The following is an 18,991-nucleotide window of genomic DNA, read 5'->3' as shown; positions in this document are numbered from 1 at the left end:
TCACAGGCCCCGCACCGCCCTCGACCGCACGAGCGCGATGAATACCGGCGCACCGATGAGGGCTGTGACGATGCCGACCTGCAGCTCCCCCGGGTACGCCACGACGCGACCGATGACGTCGGCCACCAGCAGCAGCGCCGGCGCGACGATCGCGGACAGCAGGATGGTCCACCGGTGGTCGGGGCCGCTCAGCCGACGGACGGCGTGCGGCACGGCGAGCCCGACGAAGGCGATCGGCCCGGCGGCGGCCACGGCGGAGCCGGCGAGCAGCACGGTCACGAGTCCGCCGACAGCCCGGACGAGCACCACGCGTTGCCCGAGCGACGCCGCGAGCTCGTCGCCGAGGGCGAGGGTGTTGAGCGAGCGGCCCAGGCCGAACGCGATCGCGAGACCGATCAGCACGGGCGCCGTGATGATGCCGGCGGTACCGAGGTCCTTGCCGGCGAGGGCACCCACCTGCCAGAACCGCAGCTGGTCGAGCAGGCTCGCGTTCGTGACGAGTACCGCCGTCGTGATCGACGACAGCGCGGCGGCGACCACGGCACCGGACAGTGCGAGGCCGACCGGCGAAAGTCCACGCCGGGCGACGGCGGCGATCCCGTAGACGAGCAGTGCCGCGAGGGCAGCACCGAGGAAGGCGAACGGCAGGTAGGCGGCCGTGCCGCTCACCCCGAAGAGCGCGATGCCGGCGACCACGGCGAGGGCCGCCCCGGAGTTGATGCCGAGGACGCTCGGGTCGGCGAGCGGGTTTCGGGTCACGCCCTGCATCACCGCGCCGGCGACACCGAGGGCAGCACCCGCGAGGAGCCCGACGACGGTGCGCGGGACGCGGTTGCCGAGCACGATCAGCCCGACCTCGTCGTTCCGTGACGGGTGGAGAACGGTGTCGAGCACGGTGTGGAGCGGGATCGGCCGGGATCCGTAGGCGATCGACAGCGCGCACGCCACGACGAGGACGACGACGGCCAGCACGGTCGCCCCGACCAGGCGGGAGACGGAGGCGGGCGCCGGTGGCGTGGACGTGGACGTGGAGGAGCGCATGGGAAGTAAGGCAACCCTAACGGACCACGGGCGACCGAACCGGCAGCCCACTCGGCGTCCCCCGAGCAAGCCCGGAGCAGTCGCTGGGTCCGTTCATAGGCTCGTCATTGGATCGCCGCCTGTACTGATCTCCATCGACACCCGCCCGGGTCGTCGAGGGACGACCGGAGAGCACCGATGAACGAGACCCCGAACCCCGCCGCCGACGCCGACCGCGAACACGACGAGCAGGGCACCGCCCGGACCGACGGCACGCAGCAGCAGGCGTACGGGATGCGCTGGGAGGCACCCCACGCCGACCCCGCCACCCTCCGTCCGGCCTACGCCTTCGACGGCTCCGGCCCGTACCTGTACGGCCCGGACGGCTCCGGTCCCTACGCCTACTCCCCCGACGGCCGCGGCCCGTACCTGATCGGCAGCCCGGCACTCACCGGCACCCACCACGCCTGGGCGCACACCGCGGCGACGGCGAACCACCCGGGAGTGAACACGAAGCGCCCGCGTCGCCTCGGGCTGATGATCGGCTCCGGCATCGCGGCCCTCGCGATCGTCGGTGCCGCTGGTGGCACGGCCCTCGGCCTGTCCTCGCAGAGCACGACCACGACGTCGAGCCAGTCGCAGGGCACCACGACGCTGCCCGACACCGGCAACGGCACGGGCAGCAGCGACGGCACGAACGGCTTCACCGTCCCCGGAGACGGCAGCGGCACCGGCACCGGCACCGACGGCAGCGGCACCACTGGCAACGGCAGCAGCGGCACGAGCACCGAGTCCGCCGCCACCGCAGCGACCGCCGCCCAGAAGAAGGGCGTCGTGACGATCAACACCGTCCTGAACTACGACGAGTCCTCGCAGGCGGCCGGCACCGGCATGATCCTCAGCTCGAACGGCACGGTCCTGACGAACAACCACGTCATCCAGGGCGCCACGAGCATCACCGTCACCGACGAGACCACCGGCAAGGAGTACAAGGCGGACGTGGTCGGCACCGACGCCACGAACGACGTCGCCGTCCTGAAGCTCGAGGACGCCTCCGGCCTCTCCACCGTCACGCTCGACGACGACGGCGAGCCGAGCACCGGTGACACCGTCACCGACGTCGGCAACGCCGAGGGCACGGGCAACCTCGTCGCCGCCGAGGGCACCGTCACGGCCACCGACCAGGACATCCAGGTGCAGAGCGAGTCCGGCACCGGGACCGAGTCGCTGTCCGGTCTGATCGAGATCGCGGCGAACATCGTCTCCGGCGACTCCGGCGGCCCCGTCGTCGACAGCGAGGGCGAGGTCGTCGGCATGGCGACCGCGGCGTCCTCGGGCACCGCGGACGTCACCGGTTACGCCATCCCGATCACCACCGCGAAGGCGATCGCCGAGAAGATCCTGGCCGGGGAGTCCTCGAGCACGATCACCATCGGCCTGCCCGCGTTCCTCGGCGTCCAGGTCAGCAGCACCGCCAGCACCACGGGCGGCGTCGCCGTCGCTGGCACGGTCGAGGGTCTGGTGCCGCGAGCGCCGGCCTGGCCGAGGGCGACACGATCACGAGCCTCGGCGGCAAGACGGTCACGACGTCGGACGAGCTCACCGCCGCCGTGCAGTCGCACTCCGTCGGCGACAAGGTCGTGGTCGGCTACACCGACAGCACCGGCGCCGCCAAGACCGTCACCGTCACCCTGACCGCCGGCCCGGCCGCGTAAGCAGAAACCGTAGCAGCAGCGAGCACCGGGTCAGCCGAGCAGCGCCCGCACCACCGATCGGTACACGTTGGCCGGGGAGTCCGTCTGGAAGACGGTCTCCCCGGCTTCCGTCTTGCCCACGCGGGCGAAGCCGATCCCCTCGGCGCGCACGATCGTCACGGGCTTCGGCTTGCCCGGTCGACGCAGGTACGACACCGTCCACGGCGCGGCCCAGAAGCGCGCGAGCCGCGGGTCCGCCTCGACGAGGGCCTCCGGCAGGTCCGGTGCGTCGGAGCCGCCGGCCAGTCGGCGGCCGAGCAGGTGCCCTGGGAGCGACCCCGTGCGGAACGGGAAGGTCCACGTCGGGCCGATGCCGAGCCTCCCGGCCGTCAGCGCGACCGCGCGGTCCGGCGTGACGGACGCGACCACCGCGCCCGCCTCGGCGGTCCCGTCCACGACGGTCTGCGACCAGGCCTGGAGGCGCGACTCCCCACCGTCGGGCAAGTGCTGTTCCAGCGTGACCGGCTGGGCATCGCCCTGCCACGGCTCGAGCAGGGTCTGGGTCGACTCCGGCAGCGTGCCGAGTCGGCCGACGAGGCCCGCTTCGATGAGTTCGCGGCCCGCCGCGGTGCGGAGGAGCGTCGGGTTCCACCGGCGTCCGGCGAGGCTCTTGAGCGTGCCGACCGCGTCGGCGCTCAGGCGGGGGCCGTCGAGCTCCGGGCCGGGCGCCGGGGTGGGCAGCGGCTCGAGGTCGCGCTCGGGGCGGACCGGGGACGGCTCGGTGGCGCGGACGCTCTCGAGGACCGCGAACACGAGCTCGTCGGTCTCGAGCAGGCGTGCCAGGGGGCGTTCGATCGTGAGGTCGACGCGGTGCCGCCCGGTGACGAACAGCAGGTGCGCACCCGCGACGTCGCCGTGTTCGTCGGGACGGACGTACTCGACCAGGCGCGCGGGGGCCCCGGCGGCGGTCCAGGTGTCGCAGCCGACGAGCAGCAGCCCCTCGACGGAACCGGGCAGTCTCGCGAGGAGGCCCGTGTTCTCGTCGCCGATCGCGCGGTCGCTGGGTCGGGATCGGACGGTGAGGACGATGTCGTCGCCGGTGACGCGCAGGTCCGCCTGGGCAGAGTCCTCGCGGCGCCACTGGTCGGGGCGGCGGAGGGTGAGGCGGGCGGTGCGGTCCTCGGTGCCGAGCGGGACGGGGACTGCCATGGCACGAGGCTACGTCGGGTGCGGGCTGCGGAGGGGCGCGGCTCGCCGTGCGCGCGCGGCGCGGGCGCGGCGCGGCGGCGCGGCGCGTGGCGCGGCGCGTGGTGCGTGGTGCGAGGTTGACCACTCCGTGCCGCGCAACAAGCTCGCACCGGGTGTGCAACCTCGCACCGAGTCGCCACTCGCACGCCTCAGCGACGGGGCGCGCGCGGGGCCGGGGGCGGCGGGACGGGTTTCGCGGCGACGACGTCGGCGAGCCGGACCTCGACCGGGCCGCGGCGGGTGGCGATCGTCACGGTGTCGGGGGTGCGGGCGACGAGGTCCCCGAGGGCGTCCTGTGCACCGTCGCCGTGGTGTGCCCGCACCACGAGCCGGTCACCGATCGCGGCGTCGTGCAGGACCCCGAGCGCACGGACCCGCGCGATCGCCGCCTGTTCCCCGGTGCTCACCCGCCCAGCGTAGGGGCCGCCTAGAGTGAGGGGATGGCCAAGGCTCGCGTGGACAGCTGGATCTGGGCGGTGCGGATCACCAAGACCCGCTCCGCTGCGACCGCCGCGTGCAAGGCCGGGCACGTCCGGGTGAACGGGGAGCGCGCGAAGCCCGCGCAGCCGATCGGCCCCGGCGACGAGGTCCGGGTCCGCCAGAACGGCTTCGACCGGATCGTCGTCGTCACCGGCATCATCCTGAAGCGGACGAGTGCTCCAGAGGCCGCGAAGCACTTCGAGGACAAGACCCCGCCGCGGCTGTCCAAGGAAGAGGCGGGGTTCGTGCCGATGCGCGACCGCGGTGCCGGACGCCCGAGCAAGCGGGAGCGCCGCGACCTCGAGAAGCTCCGCGGCTACTGACGCCGGCCCCCGACGCCGTGCGGGCCGGACGTCAGACGAAGCGGACGGTCTGCTGCAGGCGGTCGCGGATCTCGAACACGTCGACCGAACCGGGCGGGGACCACACGCCGCTCAGCACCTGCCCGAGCGCACTGCGGCGGACGACCAGGGCGGTCGGCTTCTTCGGGGAACCGACGAGCTGCACGTCGACCTCGACCGCGGAGTCCGGCACGACGAGCAGCCGGCCGGTGAACCGCACCCGGGTCTGCTTCTGCACGGCACGGGCGGCGCGGACGAGTTCCTTCACCGGACGCTCGCCGGGCGCCAGGGTCTCCCCGACGATGTCGCCGTGCTCGACCCGGACGGGGGCTCCCCAGTCGATCGACTCGACTGCCCAGAGCCCGCTCGGGGTCAGGACGGCGTGGTCGAGCTTGCCTTCGGCCCCGGCGTCGAGGTCGTGCCAGACGGTGACGCCGATGCCCATGTCCGAGACGATCGAGGCGGTGGCCTCTTCGGCGAGCGCTTCGCCGAGCAGCCGTCGGATGTGCCGGGGCGCGGAACGGATGAGGGTGGGGTCGTAGGGGTCCTCGATGGGGTCGCCGAGTCCGACCCATTCGCGTTCTGCTTGCAGGAAGACCTCTCGCGACCGTCCGCCGGGGTGTCCGTGGGACCGGGCGCGGGGGCGGGTGTCGCGACGGGCTGACGGGGGTGCGTAGGCGTCGCGACCGGTGTCGGGCCTCCCGGTCGACGAACCGGACGCACCGGAGGCGCTGAACGGGCCGGCGCCGCTGCTGCTGAACGCGCCGCGCGAGCCGGCGTCGTAGGCGCGGCGTGCTGCGGGCGTGCCGATGCGTTCCCAGGCGAGCTGGACGCGGCGGAAGTGCTGGGCGTCGCCGCCGAGGTCGGGGTGGGATTCGCGGGCGGCGCGCCGGTAGGCGCGGCGGAGCGCGTCGTCGTCGGCGGTCGCGGGGACGCCGAGGACTTCGTACGGGGTGGCGTCGGCCGGGCTGTCGGTCATGGCCCTGCGACATTACCCGAGGCAGGGTACGAGTCCGCCGCGTGGTTGCTGGGGACGGCCTGGAGGCTGGGATGAGCTCGACCTCACCGGCTGCGGTCAGCGGCTGGTCGCCTCCACCACCCCGAACGCGACGGGCGCGTCGAGGAACCGCGCGTACCGGGCGGCGGCCGCCTCGAGCGCGCGCACCGAGGTGTCGTCGAGTTCCGCGAAGGGTGTGACGGTGACGGCCACCCCGCTGGCGCGCTCGGTCCGCTTCCAGGTGCCGACGACCCGACCGCGGACGACGGCCATGGGTAGGAACACGCCGTTGGCGCCCGGGACGACCCGGTCGGCGTGTTCGGGGTCGAGCTGGGCGGAGCGGTCGGCGTACCCGAGCAGGTACTCGTCGAACCCGGGCAGCAGGTGGCCGGTGGGTGTGCCGCCGGTGGTGGGACGGTCGGCGAGCGCGAGGAGTCCGCCGCCGAGGTCCTCGACGGTGTCGCCGGCGGCGGCCCGGGCGCGGCGGAGGTCGCCGAGCGGGAGCTTCGTCCAGCTGGCGGCGTCGGCCTCGGTGGCGGGGCCCCGGCCGCGGAGGTACCCGAGCAGGACCCGGCGGAGTGCTTCGTCGCGGTCGGGGACCTCGGTGAGCGTCGGTGCCCACTCGTCGAGGAGCACGAGTCCCTGGCCGACACGGGCGGTGGGCCCCCAGGCGACGAGTCCCTCTTGCGAGAGCTGCAGCAGCAGGTGGTAGCCACGGCCGGCGGTGGGGTCGATGCCGGCGGCGCGGTACTCGTCGAAGAGTTCGTCGCGGACGAGGGCGCGGCCGCCGGACAGTGCGGCGACGGTGGTGTGCCGTGCTCGGTCGAGCAGGGGCTGGTCGATGCCGAGTTCGGTGGCGCGTCGGGCGATGCTGCGCAGGGTCCGTTCGGCGGTCAGGGAGAGCAGGAGCCGCAGGTCGTCGGGTCGCACGGCGTGCAGGGTGCCCCGCATCGGCCAGGAGCGGACGAGCTCGCCGCGGTCGAAGGCGGCGCGGACGTCGTCACGGGTGGCCCCGGGTGTGCGGACCCCGATGGCCCAGAGGACCTGGCCGAGGTCCTGCCCTTGCACGGCGGTCATCCGTTCGACCGCACCGGTGGGGCTGGTGCCGGGGACGGCGATCCCCTGCGCGGCGAGCCGCAGGGTGCGGAGCTGCGCAGGGGCCGGGGTCACGCGACGGCGGCGGCGATGGCGTCGGCGTGCTGCTCGATGTAGGCGACGTCGGCCCGGTACAGGTCGGCGTGCCCGTGCGCCAGGTCGCTGACGAACTTCGGGTTGCCGGCAGCGGCCTCGGTCTCCATGGTGGTGACCATCGCGACGAGGGACGCGGCCATCGTCTCGGCGAGGACGCTGCGGGAGCGGTCGTCGAGGTCGTAGGCGCGGCAGAACTCGGCTGCGCGGGCGAGCCGGTCGTCGAGGTCCGGGGCGGTCATGCCCTCGACGGCGCCGGTGGTGAACGGGGCGAACCGGTACACGGCACTCGCGACGTCCCAGACCCGTGGCCCGGGGTGTGCGGTGTCGAAGTCGATGAGCCCCACGGCCTGGATGCCGTCGTAGACGCAGTTGTAGGGGGCGAAGTCGCCGTGCACGATCGTCTCGACGGGGGTGCGTTCGGCCTGTGACCAGCAGTCGCGTGCCCCGTCACGCGGGAACGTGGTCGCGGCGTCGTGGAAGTGCCGGAGCAGTCGCGCGCTCGTGACGAGGGCGGCTTCGCTCGCGACGTCCTCGGTCCAGGGGTACTCCCCCGCGACCCCGGGGACGAACGACACCGTCTCGAGGGTGTCGCCGTGCTCGATCGGTTCCGGTGCCGCGACGAACCCCTGTTCGTGCAGGTGTGCGAGCAGCCGGTGGACGGTCGGTGTCCACGGTCCGGCCGGGCGGTGGACTCGGTCGTCGGCCCTGGTGATCCGCTCCATGGGGAACCTCCTGTGTGTGCGTCTCCGTTGACGTCCGGCCAGCGTATCGACGTGTGCCGCCGTGTGTGACGCGGTGGTGTGAACAACACGTCACGTGACGGCATGCAGCGTTGCATCCAAGGGCGTACGATCGTTCACGTGGAGCAGCACACGACGACCCAGGCCGCATCCGAGCGCGCGTACGACCACGTCAAGCGGGCGATCATCCGCGGCGACCTCCCGGGTGGGACCGCGATCAGCGAGAACGCCCTGTGCCAGGAGATCGGGGTGTCCCGCACCCCCGTGCACGAGGCCTTCCTGCGCCTGGCCGCCGAGGACCTGCTCACCCTGGAGTCCCGGAAGGGTGCGGTGGTGCGCCCGATGTCCCCGAACGAGGCGGCAGACGTGCTCGAGATGCGCGAGGCGATCGAGGCCACGGCGGCGACCCGCGTCGTGACCGACGGCCGCGTGGCGGACGTCACCCCGGGCCTCCAGGCCATGCTGACGGAGCAGGAGCAGGCGGTCGCGACGGGCGACGTCGACCGGTTCATCGAGGTCGACGCGGCGTTCCACGGTGCGGTGATCGGCGCGTCGCGGAACGCGATCGCGGTGCGCTTCGCGCAGACGCTCCGCGATCGACAGAACCGGCTCCGACACCAGCTGATGCGGGTGCAGCCGTCGCAGCTGCAGGCCTCGCTCGACGACCACCGAGCCCTCGCGGCAGCCCTGGCAGCGGGCGACGCGGCCCGCTACGCCGAGGTCCTGCACGCCCACGTCGCCTCGCACCGGGGTGCCCTGTGAGCGCGACGGGGAGCATCCCCACCACCGGCTCGCTGTCCGTCCCCTCGGCGCGCGTCATGCCCTGGGTCGCGGTGTGGGGCGCGGTGTTCGTCTGCTCGTGGGGCGGCAACCAGTTCTCGCCCCTGCTGCTCATGTACGAGGGCCGCGAGCACTACTCGTCGGTCGTCGTCAACGTCTTCCTGGGCGTCTACGTGCTCGGGCTCGCGCCGGCGCTGCTCATCGCCGGGTCGCTGTCCGACCGGCACGGCCGCAAGCCCCTCATGCTCGCCGCCATCGTGTCCGCCGTCGTCGGCAGCGGACTGCTCGCGCTCGGACCGCTCGGCCCCGGGTTCCTGGCGGCCGGGCGGCTGTTCTCCGGCATCACCGTCGGCATCGCGATGGCCGTCGGCAACAGCTGGGTCAAGGAGCTGTCACAGGGACGCTTCGACCCATCCGCCGACGCCGGGTCCGGTGCCCGCCGGGCCTCGCTGGCGTTCACGCTCGGTTCGGCATCCGGCGCACTGGTCGCCGGGCTCATCGCACAGTGGGGCCCGATCCCCGAGGTGCTGCCCTTCTTGGTCCACATCATCGTCGCCCTGCCCTTCGCCGTCGTCGTCTGGCGCACCCCCGAGACCAACCGTTCCGGCGGGGTCCCCGGTCCGTGGTGGCGCCAGCTGCGGGTGCCGAGCGCCGGGCACCGACGGTTCACCCGTGTGGTCCTCGTCACCGCCCCGTGGATCTTCGGCTCGGCGGCGATCGGGTACGGCTACCTGCCGACCCGGCTCACCGGGGCCACCGGTGCGTGGGGCCTGCTGTTCGCCACCGCCGCGACCGTCGTCGCCCTCGGGGTGTCCAGTGCGGTCCAACCGCTCGCGCGGCGCGTGCACTCGCTGACCTCGGCCCGCGGACTCACGACGGCCCTCGCGTGCATGACCGCCGGCATCGCCGTGGTCGTCGTCGCGATCGCGCTGCAGTCCGTCGTGGTCGGACTCGTCGCGAACGTCGTCATCGGCGTCGGGATCGGGCTCGCCCTGGTGTCGTCGCTGCTCGAGGTGCAGCGGATCGCGGGTCCCGCGACCTGGCCGGACTGACCGGGGTGTTCTACGCGGCGGCGTACGCGGGGTTCCTGGCGCCCGCCGTGATCGCGGCGATCGCGAACGTCGTGGCGCTGCCCGTCGTCCTCTGGGTGATCGTCGGGCTCGGTGTCGTGTCGTGGTGCGCGGTGCTCGTGTCGTCGCGGCGGTACCTGCCGACGGCGTAGCGCCGCTAGAACTGGTCGCGCAACCAGGACGGCCCGTGCACCACGGCACCGAGCGCCTCGACGCGTGCACGGAGCTCGCGATCAGCCGTGACGACCACGACGGGACCGTCCCCGGCCTCCACCGCGGCACGAGCGGCGTCCACGATGGCGTCGTCCCCCGAACCCGGCGCTGCGACGACGTCGAGTGCACGGGGCAGTGCACGGGGCAGTGCACGGGGCAGTGCGCCGTCCGACGACCCGGAGGCCGCCCGGGCTTCGCCCTCGAGCACCACGGTCCACCGCGGCCACCACCGGGCGAACGGCAGCGCCAGCACGTCGGCCGTCACCCCGGACGCGGCGAGCGCCGTCACCGACGACAGCAGGCGTGCGGCGGCTCCCGCGCGGTCCTTCCACCAGCCGTCGGGCACGCTGCCGACGACGTTCGCCGCGTCGACGACGACGTGCGGGGTGGTGGTGAGCGACGCTCGGAGCGCCGGCCACGACTTCCCGAACCCGGGGTGGAGCGGCAGGTCGTCGACCTCGTCGACGGGGATCCAGGACAGGGCGAGGCTCTCGCGGTCCGCGATCACCGGTTCGAACGGCCGAGCGGCACGCCCCACCACGGTCGTGTAGGTCCAGAACCCCAGGTCGAGCAGTGCCGTGTGGCGCAGGTCGACGCCGTCGTGGGGCACACCGGCTTCCTCGGCGGACTCGCGGAGCGCGCCGGTGACGGCGTCCTCGCCCTGGTGGCGTGCGCCGCCGGGGATGCCCCACGTGCCGCCGTGGTGGCTCCACTCGACGCGGTGCTGCAGGAGCACGCGTCCGGCGCCGTCGTCGACGAGCAGCCCAGCGGCGCCGAAGAGTCCCCAGGCCTTGGTGCCGTCGGGACCGACCGCCCAGGCGTCGCCGGGGTCGCGGGGGCCTGGTGGCGGTCCGGGAGGCGTGGAGTCTGGCACCCGTCAACCCTGTCACACGGGGCCGGACATGTGACCGGAGACGACGGGCCGTGGCAGGGCACGGCTGCTCGTGTACGGTGTCGATCGAGACACGGGGTGCCGCAACCAGCGGCTGAGATCACACCCGTCGAACCTGCTCGAGCTCGTACTCGCGAAGGGATCGTCCATGGAATCCGCTGCGCCCTCCCCTGCCTGGGCCCACCGAACCGCCGAACTGCTCGAGGCCGTCCGGGCCCGGAGCCCGCTGGTGCAGTGCATCACGAACACCGTGGTGCAGAACGTCACCGCGAACGTGCTGCTCGCCCTCGGGGCCTCGCCCGCGATGGTCGACGTCGCGACCGAGGCGGGACCGTTCGCCCGGGTCGCCGACGCCCTGCTGGTGAACACCGGCACCCCGCACGCCGAACCCCGGGTCGCGGCGCTCGAGGCCGCGCACGCCGCCCGCGACACCGGTACCCCCTGGGTGCTCGACCCCGTCGCGGTCGGCTCGCTGCCGGTGCGCACCGCCCTGGCCCGCGACCTGCTGGCGCTGCACCCGACGGTGCTGCGCGGCAACGCGTCCGAGGTCCTCGCCTTGCTCGGCACGTCGGCCGGTGGCCGCGGTGTCGACAGCACGGTGGGCACCGAGGACGCCCGTGCGGCTGCGGTCGACGCCGTGTCCGGTCAGGCGGCCGGGAGGCTCGTGGCCGCGGTGGCCGTGTCGGGTCCCGTCGACCTGTTGGTCGCGCCGGGCACGGGCGTGGTGCGGGTCGCGAACGGCACCGAGCTGTTGACGCGGATCACCGGGGGCGGGTGCGCCCTCGGTGCGGTCGTCGCCGCGTTCACGTCGGTCGCTCCCGACGACGCCGGTGCGGCCGCCGTCGCGGCGACCGCGGTGCACACGATCGCCGCGGAGCTCGCCGCCCGCGAGGCCGGCGGCCCCGGCACCTTCCAGCCGCTGTTCCTCGACCGGTTGGCGTCGCTCACCCCCGAGGGCGTCGTCCGCGAGGCCCGGATCACGGTCGAGGCCGAGCCCGCGTCCCTGGTGGTGCCGGCGTGAGCGGGCTGCGGGAGGACTTCGGCGTGTACCTGGTCACCGACGGCGCCCTGGCCGACCGGCACGGTGTCGGTGTGCTCGGGGTGGTCCGCGCCGCGGTGCACGCCGGGGTCCGGATCGTGCAGGTGCGCGACAAGGACGCCTCGGCACGGGACCTCCTGGCACTGACCGCTGCCGTGGCCGACGCCGTGGGCGACCGCGCCGCCGTGGTGGTCGACGACCGGGTCGACGTCGCCCTCGCCGCTCGGCACGCGGGACACCGGGTCGCGGGGGTGCACCTCGGCCAGTCGGACGTGCCGGTGACCGCTGCCCGTTCGCTGCTCGGGCCGGACGCACACGTCGGGTTGACCGCGAACACCCCGGAGCACCTGGCCGTCGTCGCCCGGCTGCCCCGCGGCACCGTGGACCTGCTCGGCGTCGGGGTCGTGCACCCCACCACGACGAAGGCCGACCACCCGCCGGCGCTCGGGCACGACGGGTTCGCCCGGCTCGCGGCGGCGACGGACGTGCCGTGCGTGGCGATCGGCGGGGTGACCCTCGACGACGTCGCGCCGCTCCGGGCAGCGGGCGCCGCCGGGGTCGCGATCGTGTCGGGCGTCTGCGCCGCGGCCGATCCCGGGTCCGCAGCGGCCGCGTACGTGGCCGCGTGGGGCCCTGGACCCGGCCACGGGGCGGAGCCGGGGCGGCCCGCGGCGGGCGATCCGTTCCTCCCGTCGGGGGCTTCGTCGCACCACGGGGCGGAGTCGTGAGCGTCCCGCGCGTGCTGGCCATCGCCGGGACCGACCCGACGGGCGGCGCCGGGCTGCAGGCCGACCTCAAGGCGATCGCGACGCACGACGGGTACGGCATGGGCGTGGTCACCGCCCTCGTCGCGCAGAACACGCACGGGGTGCGGTCGGTGCACGTGCCGGACGTCGCGTTCCTGCGGGAGCAGCTCGACGCGGTGTCGGACGACGTCACGATCGACGCCGTGAAGATCGGGATGCTCGGCACAGCACCGGTCGTCCGCGTCGTGACGGACTGGTTGCGGGAGCACCGGCCACCCGTGGTCGTCGTGGACCCGGTGATGGTGGCGACGAGTGGTGACCGGTTGCTCGACGAGGACGCCGCGTCGGCGATGGGTGCGCTGTTCGGACTGGCCGACCTGGTGACGCCGAACCGGGCCGAGTTGCAGGTGTTGGCGGAGCTGGCTGGGGCTCCGGCGCCTGCCTCGTTGTCGACGCTCGACGCTGCGCGGCTCGTGGCGTCGACGTGGGACGTGCTCGTGCTGGCGAAGGGCGGGCACGACGAGGGGCCGACCTCCGACGACGTGCTCGTGTCGCCGTCGGGGTCCGCTCGACAGTTCACCGCTCCCCGCGTCGCGACGGCCAACACGCACGGCACCGGGTGCTCCCTGTCGAGCGCCATCGCGACGCTCGCTGCCCGGCACGGGGACTGGGAACTCGCGGTCGGGGTGGCGAAGCCCTGGCTGACGGCTGCGCTGCGGGGAGCCGATGCCCTGGAGGTCGGGTCCGGCAACGGACCGATCGACCACGGCGCCGTGATCCGAGCGTTGCTGCCCGTGGTCCCCTCCACCGACGTGTGGTGGTCCGACGTCAGCGCCGTGCTGCAGGCCACGATCGAGTGCGGGTTCCTGGTCGGGCTGCGCGACGGGACGCTCGACGCGGACGTGTTCGCCGGGTACCTCGCGCAGGACGTGCACTACCTGCGGGCCTACGAGCAGCACCTGGCGGCGTTGGCGGCGAGCGCTGGCGGCGCTGGCCCTGCGGCTGCCGGCGCTGCGGCTGCCGGCGCTGCGGCTGCCGGCGCTGCGGCTGCCGGCGCTGCGGCTGCCGGCGCCGGCACTGCGGCTGCCGGCGCTGGTCGTGGTCCTGTGGCTGCCGCCTTCTGGACGGCGGCGTCCGAGGGGTGCGCCACCGAGGCCCGCGACCTGCACCACCGACGCCTCGCCGGCACCCACGCCGACGATCCCGTCCACCCGACGTGCGCCGGGTACCTCGCACACCTGCAGGAGGCGGCGGACTCCGGGTCGGCGGCCGTGCTCGCCGCGGCGGTGCTCCCCTGCTTCCGGGTCTACGCCTGGGTGGGGGCGCAGCTCGGCTCGGCGCCGGACGGGCACGCGTTCGCGGACTGGATCACGGCCTACGGCGACCCGGGGTTCGCGGCGTCGAGTGCCGAGGCGACCCGTCTGGTCGAGGAGATGGCGGCAGCCGCGACCCCGTCCGAGCGAGGCCGGATGGCGAGGGCGTTCCGCCGCTCGACCGAGTGGGAGCTGGCGTTCTTCGAGATGCCGCTGACGGTTCCGGTGGCCCGAGTCTCGGCGTGAGCGACACTTCTCGCGGCGCCGGGCCCGAGAACTGTCGCCTGGCCCGAGTCTCGGGTCAGCGGGCGGGCGGCGGCAAGCGCACCAGCTCGACGGCCAGGTCCGCGCCGGTCACGGTGCCGCGCATCCACGTGAAGTCCGGCTGCCGACGGCGATCGGTCGGCGATCCGGGGTTGAGCAGCCGCAACCCGGACGGTGCGACGGTGTCCCACGGGATGTGCGAGTGCCCGAAGACGAGCACGTCGACGTCCGGGTACTCGGCGGCCATCCGGCGCTCCCGGCCCGTCGCGGCACCGGTCTCGTGCACGAGCGCGAAGCGCAGGTCCTCGACCGCGAAGTGCGCGACGAGCGGCAGCCGGTCGTCGAACTCAGGGCCGTCGTTGTTGCCGCGCACGCCCTCGAACCGGCGGGATCGGGCCTGCACGGCGTCGAGGGTGGCGAGGTCGACCCAGTCCCCCGCGTGCACCACCAGGTCGGTGGCGTCGACAGCGGACCAGAGCGCGGCGGGCAGGTCCTTCGCCCGCTTCGGCAGGTGCGTGTCGGAGAGCAGGACGAACGACGTGGTCACGACGGGGTGCGTCCGGGCATCGGCAGTCCGGCCTCGTCCGAGGCGCCGAGCCGTTCGAGCAGTCCGGCGAGCAGGGCGATGTCGTCGTCGGACCAGCCGGCGAGCCGTTCCTCCAGCGCATCCCGGTGCAGTTGCACGGAGCGCTCGAGCGCGGTGCGACCGGCGTCCGTCGCCACGAGGGGCTTCGCGTTGCCGGTGCCGCCGTCGGTCGTCTCGATCAGCTTCGTGGCGAGGAGCCCGGACAGCTGCCGCGAGATCGTCGAGCGGTTCAGGCGCAGGTACCGGGCGATGTCGATGGCCATGCAGCCGGGGTGCTGCACCACGAAGTCGACGAGGGACTGGTCGACGACGCTCAGTGCCTGGTCGGATCCGCGGGCACGGATGCTCGCACGTCGGGTGATCCGTGCCAGCTCGGTGTACGCCCGGCCGATCTCGCTGTTCCGGATCCCGGAGCTCGGGTGGTCCATCGTGGCTCCAGCCTTTCGGTGCCGGCGCCGGCCGGCGGTCTTCTGTGCCGACACCATACCGGTCGGTACGCGAGATTCGGGCTCAGTGACCTGTAGCTGCGGCCCGGAGCGCGGGGATGTCGAGCTTCTGCATCGTCATCATCGCCTGGAAGACACGGGCGTTCGCCTCGGGGTCGCCCGACCCGGTCATGAGCTCGCCCATCATCGACGGGGTCACCTGCCAGGCGACACCCCAGCGGTCGAACAGCCAGCCGCACATGCTCGGCTTCCCGCCGTCGGCGAGCAGGGCGTCCCAGATGCGGTCGAGTTCGTCCTGCGTGTCGACGTCGACCTGGAAGGAGACGGCATCGGTGTGCGGGTGTCCGGGGCCGCCGTTCATCGCCCGGTACGGCTGCCCGAGCAACGTGAACTCGACGACCAGGGTCGCGCCGTCCGGGGTCTTCGCCACGCTGTCGACCGAACTGCCGGGGAACAGGTCCACGTAGTACCGGGCGGCCTGCTCGGCTTGGTCGTCGTACCAGAGGAAGGGGTGATGGTGGGCATGGGGCGCTCTTCTCGCGTCGGCTCAGTCCGCGGCACTGCGGATGAGCAGGTCTGACTTCTCGGGGTGCTCGTCGAACCACTTGCCGACGAACCAGCACATCGGCACGACCCGCTTCGTCGAGTTCGTCTCGACGTCGGCGACCGCGTACTCGACGAGCTCGGCCGCGTAGCCGTGCCCGCGGTGCTTCGGCACCGTGTACGTGTGCGGGAACGCGATCGCGTCGCCGTTCTCGCGGTAGTCGAGCACGCTCACGAGCTCGCCGCCGACGTACATCGCGTAGCGGTCCTGGTCGGTCTCGTCGCGGAACTCGTGGTCCATGCCGCCATCATGCTCCGCCCGGGGCGCACGTGCCCCACCGGGAATGCTCGTGGCCGCCGAGCGTTGGATGGACACCATGACAACGATCGGCATCATCGGCGCAGGCAACATCGGATCCCAACTCGCACGGCTCGCGGTGCAGCACGGCCACCAGGTCGTGATCGCGAACTCACGAGGACCCGAGACCCTGGCCGACCTCGTGGCCGAACTCGGCGACCAGGCCCGTGCGGTCACCCGTGACGAAGCCGCCGCCGCGGGCGAGGTCGTCGTCGTGACGGTGCCGCTCGCCGCCATCGAGACGATCCCGGCGGAGCCGCTCGCCGGCAAGGTCGTCATCGACACGAACAACTACTACTGGGAGCGCGACGGCCGCATCGCCGCGCTCGACGACGAGTCGACGACGACGGCCGAGCTGCTGCAGGACCACCTGCCCGGCGCCCGGGTCGTCAAGGCGTTCAACCACATCGGCGCCGCGGACCTGACCGGCCACGCCACCCCGGCCGGCACCCCGGACCGTCGCGCCCTCGTGGTCGCAGGCGACGACGCCGAGGCGAAGCAGGTCGCCGCGGACCTCATCGACGAGTTCGGCTTCGACGTCGTCGACGCCGGGCCCCTCGCCGAGGGCTGGCGCATCCAGCGGGACACCCCCGGCTACGGCCCGCGCCTGACCGCCGCCCAGCTGCGCGAAGCACTGCAGGCAGCCACCCGCTGACGCCCCCGAGTCTCGGCCCCGCCGCGGCGAGACTCGCGCTGGGCGACAGTCCTCGTGCCGACAGCCGCGAGAACTGTCGCCCACCCCGAGACTCGGGCCCGGCGGCCAGCGTCCCGCTACGCCCGGTCGAAGATCACCGTCATGTCGGCGATGTCGTCCTCGGTCGGCTCCCACGTGGTGCCGGCCTCGACGTTCTGCGTGATCTGCTCCGGCTTCGTCGCCCCCGCGATGACGCTGGACAGCCCCGGCTGCGCGAGCAACCACGCGAAGGTCGCCTGCAGCATCGTGACGCCGCGGTGGTCGCAGAACCGCTGGTAGTCGTCGAGGACGTCCCACGGGGCGTCCTCGAGCAGCTGCGGCTTCGACGTCGACAGCCGCCCGTCGGCCGGACCCCCGGCCTTCGTGTACTTGCCGGTCAGCAGCCCGTTGTAGAGCGGGAAGAACGGCAGGAACCCGAGGGCGTACGCGCGAACGGCCGGCAGCACCTCGGCCTCGGCGGCACGGGCGAGCGGGCTGTACTCGTTCTGCGCGGACACGAACGCCGTGGTGCCGGCGATCGACGCGGTCAGTTCGGCCTCGGCGATCTGCCACCCCGCGAAGTTCGAGTGGCCGACGTAGCGGATCTTACCCTCGCGGACCAGGTCGTCGAGGACCGACAGCGTCTCCTCGATCGGCGTCACGTCGTCGGGACGGTGCATCTGGTACAGGTCGATCCAGTCCGTGCCGAGGCGACGGAGCGACGACTCGACGGCCAACCGGACGTACCGTCGCGACCCGCGCACACCCCAGTCCGGGCCGTTCGCGCCCTGCATGTCCATGCCGAACTTCGTCGCGAGCACGATCTCGTCACGCCGTCCCGCGATCGACCGGCCGAGCATCTCCTCGGACATGCCGGGCCGGCCGCCGTAGATGTCGGCCGTGTCGAAGAGCGTGACCCCGGCGTCGAGTGCCGCGCGCACGACGGCGTCGGTGCCCTCCTGCGACTCGGAGGCGGTCCCCGGCCGCCCGAAGTTGTTGCAGCCGAGGCCGACGGTGGAGACGACGAGCCCCGAGGGACCCAGTGGACGGTGTTCGATTCCGGTCATGCCCCGAACGTACCGGCGACCCCGGAACTGGGGCTGCGACATCCGCGACCGTTGCCACTAGAACTGACGATGGATCAGTCGACGAAGGGAGCACCGCAGTGGCGTCGCATCGCATGCAGGATTCGGAACGGCCGCGCCGTCCCGTCCCGTCCTGGGTGACCGCACCGGTCGTCGAACCGGCCGAGTCCGCCCGGCGGGTCGCCGCCGACTCCGCAGCGAGCACCGGCCAGGAGGCCCGTCCCACCCCCGCCAGGTCGCGCGCCGCCCACGGTGCGCCGGCTCCCACCGCCGTGGTCGGCTCCGCCCCGCAGCCGACGGCCACGCTCGACCCGACCGCAGCGCCGACGCCGGAGCCGGCGTCCATCGCCACCCTGGTCGAGGACGACGTCACGGTGCCCGACTACCCGCCGCAGCAGGACCTCCTGCCGCCGGCCCCGACCTCACCGACCGTGCACACCGTGCCGTTCGACACCGCCGCCGTGGCCTCCGCACCGGCTCCGGTCTCACCGATCGACGCCGCTCCGCGCACCGCGCCGGCCTCCGCAGCGTCGCCCGTGCCCGCCGCCGGACAGCCCCGGTTCTCGGTGCCCGGCCTGGAGCACGTCGTCGTCGAGGGCACCGAGCCCGAACCGGTGGGCCCGATCGGCTTCCGCACGCCCCGCCGCTTCGCCCACCAGCAGGCCGCCGCCACCGTGACACCGGTACCGACACCGACGCCGGCGTCCGCCCACGTGCGTTCCTTCGACGCGGTCCTGCAGGCGCCGTCGGTACCGACCGCCTCGTCGACCGCACCGATGGCGCCGAACCCGGTCGTGCCCGTGACCGCACCCCGTGCCGAGGCGAGTGCGTCCGTCGGGGCCGAGCCGGGCCTCCCGACCGAACTGCTCGACCAGCCCGTGGCCGCAGCCGTCCAGCCGGAGCCGCGCCGTGCACTCGGTGCGACGCCCGGGGCGGTCCTGGGTGCCGTGGCGGGCATCGCGACGCTCGGACTCGCGGCGTGGTGGTTCACCGCGCCGGCGACCGTGCACGGTGTCGGCGTCGTGCTCGGACTCCTCGCGCTGGTGGTGTCGCTCATGACGCTGCGCAACCGTGCGGCGACGTGGCAGCGGCCGGTCGCGCTGCTCGGCGCCGTGCTCGGTGGCGTCGGCACGCTCGTGCTGCTGTGGGCCGTCGCGTCGGCGCTGCTGCCGCTCGCCGGGGTGACGCTGCCCGACCTGACCGGGACCGGGACGACCCCGACCCTCGCGCCGTAGCGGCCTCGGGCGCCGGTTCGGCCCTCGGCTGGCGCGA

At 73.7% G+C, this 18,991-nt stretch carries 21 protein-coding genes, 2 pseudogenes and 1 riboswitch; of the genes and pseudogenes, 11 read left to right on the top strand and 12 right to left on the bottom strand.

Features of this window, described 5'->3' with window-relative positions; all coding sequences use genetic code 11:
- Positions 1–1,041, bottom strand: coding sequence for a FecCD family ABC transporter permease (locus ACZZ0J_RS00695; protein WP_463434135.1), 1,041 nt, complete (start codon positions 1,039–1,041; stop codon positions 1–3).
- Between the two features lie 177 nt (positions 1,042–1,218).
- Here ACZZ0J_RS00695 and ACZZ0J_RS00690 point away from each other — a divergent pair.
- Positions 1,219–2,343, top strand: a pseudogene (locus tag ACZZ0J_RS00690) (S1C family serine protease); the annotation flags it as partial.
- Positions 2,344–2,558: 215 nt separating this feature from the next.
- Positions 2,559–2,735 carry a PDZ domain-containing protein gene (locus ACZZ0J_RS00685; RefSeq protein WP_463438114.1) on the top strand — a complete coding sequence of 59 codons (177 nt, stop codon included), beginning with the start codon at positions 2,559–2,561 and terminating at the stop codon, positions 2,733–2,735.
- Between the two features lie 30 nt (positions 2,736–2,765).
- Here the strand turns inward: ACZZ0J_RS00685 and ACZZ0J_RS00680 are convergent, their stop codons facing one another.
- Both ACZZ0J_RS00680 and ACZZ0J_RS00675 read right to left on the bottom strand, forming a co-directional pair.
- A complete protein-coding gene (locus ACZZ0J_RS00680) occupies positions 2,766–3,923 on the bottom strand; it encodes a hypothetical protein (protein WP_123672592.1) in 1,158 nt (385 codons plus the stop codon).
- A gap of 188 nt (positions 3,924–4,111) precedes the next feature.
- The gene (locus ACZZ0J_RS00675; RefSeq protein ID WP_323749202.1) at positions 4,112–4,369 is read right to left on the bottom strand and encodes a hypothetical protein; all 258 of its coding nucleotides are present in this window, start codon (positions 4,367–4,369) and stop codon (positions 4,112–4,114) included.
- A gap of 33 nt (positions 4,370–4,402) precedes the next feature.
- On the opposite strand from ACZZ0J_RS00675, the gene ACZZ0J_RS00670 reads away from it, so the two are divergent.
- Complete coding sequence (locus ACZZ0J_RS00670; RefSeq protein ID WP_123292446.1) at positions 4,403–4,765, top strand: RNA-binding S4 domain-containing protein; 363 nt, start codon at positions 4,403–4,405, stop codon at positions 4,763–4,765.
- Positions 4,766–4,796: 31 nt separating this feature from the next.
- On the opposite strand, the gene ACZZ0J_RS00665 is transcribed toward ACZZ0J_RS00670, so the two are convergent.
- From ACZZ0J_RS00665 to ACZZ0J_RS00655, 3 genes are all read right to left on the bottom strand, one after another.
- The gene (locus tag ACZZ0J_RS00665) at positions 4,797–5,762 is read right to left on the bottom strand and encodes a J domain-containing protein (RefSeq protein WP_463434130.1); all 966 of its coding nucleotides are present in this window, start codon (positions 5,760–5,762) and stop codon (positions 4,797–4,799) included.
- A 96-nt stretch (positions 5,763–5,858) separates the two neighbouring features.
- Positions 5,859–6,950 (bottom strand): winged helix DNA-binding domain-containing protein, encoded by a 1,092-nt coding sequence (locus ACZZ0J_RS00660; RefSeq protein WP_463434128.1) that lies wholly within the window; start codon positions 6,948–6,950, stop codon positions 5,859–5,861.
- Complete coding sequence (locus tag ACZZ0J_RS00655; RefSeq protein ID WP_123292443.1) at positions 6,947–7,693, bottom strand: phosphotransferase enzyme family protein; 747 nt, start codon at positions 7,691–7,693, stop codon at positions 6,947–6,949. The genes ACZZ0J_RS00660 and ACZZ0J_RS00655 overlap by 4 nt, the downstream gene beginning before the upstream one ends.
- A 138-nt stretch (positions 7,694–7,831) precedes the next feature.
- On the opposite strand from ACZZ0J_RS00655, the gene ACZZ0J_RS00650 reads away from it, so the two are divergent.
- The 3 genes from ACZZ0J_RS00650 to ACZZ0J_RS00640 are packed head-to-tail and all read left to right on the top strand — an operon-like array spanning position 7,832 to position 9,713.
- Complete coding sequence (locus ACZZ0J_RS00650; protein ID WP_463434125.1) at positions 7,832–8,473, top strand: GntR family transcriptional regulator; 642 nt, start codon at positions 7,832–7,834, stop codon at positions 8,471–8,473.
- Positions 8,470–9,543, top strand: a complete 1,074-nt coding sequence (locus tag ACZZ0J_RS00645) for an MFS transporter (protein WP_463434123.1) — start codon at positions 8,470–8,472, stop codon at positions 9,541–9,543. Before ACZZ0J_RS00650 ends, ACZZ0J_RS00645 begins: the two co-directional genes overlap by 4 nt.
- A 5-nt stretch (positions 9,544–9,548) precedes the next feature.
- Positions 9,549–9,713: a hypothetical protein gene (locus ACZZ0J_RS00640; protein ID WP_463434121.1), complete on the top strand. Its 165-nt coding sequence runs from the start codon at positions 9,549–9,551 to the stop codon at positions 9,711–9,713.
- A 5-nt stretch (positions 9,714–9,718) separates the two neighbouring features.
- On the opposite strand, the gene ACZZ0J_RS00635 is transcribed toward ACZZ0J_RS00640, so the two are convergent.
- A complete protein-coding gene (locus tag ACZZ0J_RS00635; RefSeq protein WP_463434119.1) occupies positions 9,719–10,648 on the bottom strand; it encodes an NUDIX domain-containing protein in 930 nt (309 codons plus the stop codon).
- Positions 10,649–10,730: 82 nt separating this feature from the next.
- Positions 10,731–10,826, top strand: a riboswitch (TPP riboswitch).
- Here ACZZ0J_RS00635 and thiM point away from each other — a divergent pair.
- From thiM to thiD, 3 genes are all read left to right on the top strand, one after another.
- Positions 10,815–11,687 carry a hydroxyethylthiazole kinase gene (thiM, locus tag ACZZ0J_RS00630; protein ID WP_463434117.1) on the top strand — a complete coding sequence of 291 codons (873 nt, stop codon included), beginning with the start codon at positions 10,815–10,817 and terminating at the stop codon, positions 11,685–11,687. (Overlaps the previous riboswitch by 12 nt.)
- Positions 11,684–12,433 (top strand): thiamine phosphate synthase, encoded by a 750-nt coding sequence (gene thiE, locus ACZZ0J_RS00625; protein WP_463434115.1) that lies wholly within the window; start codon positions 11,684–11,686, stop codon positions 12,431–12,433. Before thiM ends, thiE begins: the two co-directional genes overlap by 4 nt.
- Positions 12,430–14,010 carry a bifunctional hydroxymethylpyrimidine kinase/phosphomethylpyrimidine kinase gene (gene thiD, locus ACZZ0J_RS00620; protein ID WP_463434113.1) on the top strand — a complete coding sequence of 527 codons (1,581 nt, stop codon included), beginning with the start codon at positions 12,430–12,432 and terminating at the stop codon, positions 14,008–14,010. The genes thiE and thiD overlap by 4 nt, the downstream gene beginning before the upstream one ends.
- Positions 14,011–14,065: 55 nt before the next feature.
- On the opposite strand, the gene ACZZ0J_RS00615 is transcribed toward thiD, so the two are convergent.
- From ACZZ0J_RS00615 to ACZZ0J_RS00600, 4 genes and pseudogenes are all read right to left on the bottom strand, one after another.
- Entirely contained in the window at positions 14,066–14,575 is a 510-nt protein-coding gene (locus tag ACZZ0J_RS00615; RefSeq protein ID WP_463434111.1) for a metallophosphoesterase family protein, read from the bottom strand.
- Complete coding sequence (locus ACZZ0J_RS00610; RefSeq protein WP_194648680.1) at positions 14,572–15,042, bottom strand: MarR family winged helix-turn-helix transcriptional regulator; 471 nt, start codon at positions 15,040–15,042, stop codon at positions 14,572–14,574. The genes ACZZ0J_RS00615 and ACZZ0J_RS00610 overlap by 4 nt, the downstream gene beginning before the upstream one ends.
- Positions 15,043–15,124: 82 nt before the next feature.
- Positions 15,125–15,562: pseudogene (locus tag ACZZ0J_RS00605) on the bottom strand (VOC family protein); the annotation flags it as partial.
- Positions 15,563–15,607: 45 nt separating this feature from the next.
- Complete coding sequence (locus ACZZ0J_RS00600; protein WP_111087034.1) at positions 15,608–15,904, bottom strand: GNAT family N-acetyltransferase; 297 nt, start codon at positions 15,902–15,904, stop codon at positions 15,608–15,610.
- 76 nt (positions 15,905–15,980) lie between these two features.
- On the opposite strand from ACZZ0J_RS00600, the gene ACZZ0J_RS00595 reads away from it, so the two are divergent.
- Complete coding sequence (locus ACZZ0J_RS00595; RefSeq protein ID WP_463438113.1) at positions 15,981–16,616, top strand: NADPH-dependent F420 reductase; 636 nt, start codon at positions 15,981–15,983, stop codon at positions 16,614–16,616.
- Between the two features lie 116 nt (positions 16,617–16,732).
- Here the strand turns inward: ACZZ0J_RS00595 and ACZZ0J_RS00590 are convergent, their stop codons facing one another.
- Positions 16,733–17,701: an aldo/keto reductase gene (locus ACZZ0J_RS00590; RefSeq protein ID WP_194648677.1), complete on the bottom strand. Its 969-nt coding sequence runs from the start codon at positions 17,699–17,701 to the stop codon at positions 16,733–16,735.
- Between the two features lie 155 nt (positions 17,702–17,856).
- Here ACZZ0J_RS00590 and ACZZ0J_RS00585 point away from each other — a divergent pair, with 155 nt between their 5' ends.
- Complete coding sequence (locus ACZZ0J_RS00585; protein WP_463434106.1) at positions 17,857–18,954, top strand: hypothetical protein; 1,098 nt, start codon at positions 17,857–17,859, stop codon at positions 18,952–18,954.
- The last annotated feature ends 37 nt before the right edge of the window (positions 18,955–18,991 follow it).

It is taken from the genome of Curtobacterium sp. AC272 (assembly GCF_979258155.1).
The sequence above is the reverse complement of the archived record's forward strand: the minus strand, read 5'-3'. Positions and strand labels throughout refer to the sequence as shown.

Bases quoted from the DNA above. Each gene is read 5' to 3' on its own strand.
- ACZZ0J_RS00695 (WP_463434135.1), bottom strand. From the start codon at position 1,041: ATGCGCTCCTCCACGTCCACGTCCACGCCACCGGCGCCCGCCTCCGTC.
- ACZZ0J_RS00680 (WP_123672592.1), bottom strand. From the start codon at position 3,923: ATGGCAGTCCCCGTCCCGCTCGGCACCGAGGACCGCACCGCCCGCCTC.
- ACZZ0J_RS00670 (WP_123292446.1), top strand. From the start codon at position 4,403: ATGGCCAAGGCTCGCGTGGACAGCTGGATCTGGGCGGTGCGGATCACC.
- ACZZ0J_RS00665 (WP_463434130.1), bottom strand. From the start codon at position 5,762: ATGACCGACAGCCCGGCCGACGCCACCCCGTACGAAGTCCTCGGCGTC.
- ACZZ0J_RS00655 (WP_123292443.1), bottom strand. From the start codon at position 7,693: ATGGAGCGGATCACCAGGGCCGACGACCGAGTCCACCGCCCGGCCGGA.
- thiM (WP_463434117.1), top strand. From the start codon at position 10,815: ATGGAATCCGCTGCGCCCTCCCCTGCCTGGGCCCACCGAACCGCCGAA.
- ACZZ0J_RS00610 (WP_194648680.1), bottom strand. From the start codon at position 15,042: ATGGACCACCCGAGCTCCGGGATCCGGAACAGCGAGATCGGCCGGGCG.
- ACZZ0J_RS00600 (WP_111087034.1), bottom strand. From the start codon at position 15,904: ATGGACCACGAGTTCCGCGACGAGACCGACCAGGACCGCTACGCGATG.
- ACZZ0J_RS00595 (WP_463438113.1), top strand. From the start codon at position 15,981: ATGACAACGATCGGCATCATCGGCGCAGGCAACATCGGATCCCAACTC.
- ACZZ0J_RS00590 (WP_194648677.1), bottom strand. From the start codon at position 17,701: ATGACCGGAATCGAACACCGTCCACTGGGTCCCTCGGGGCTCGTCGTC.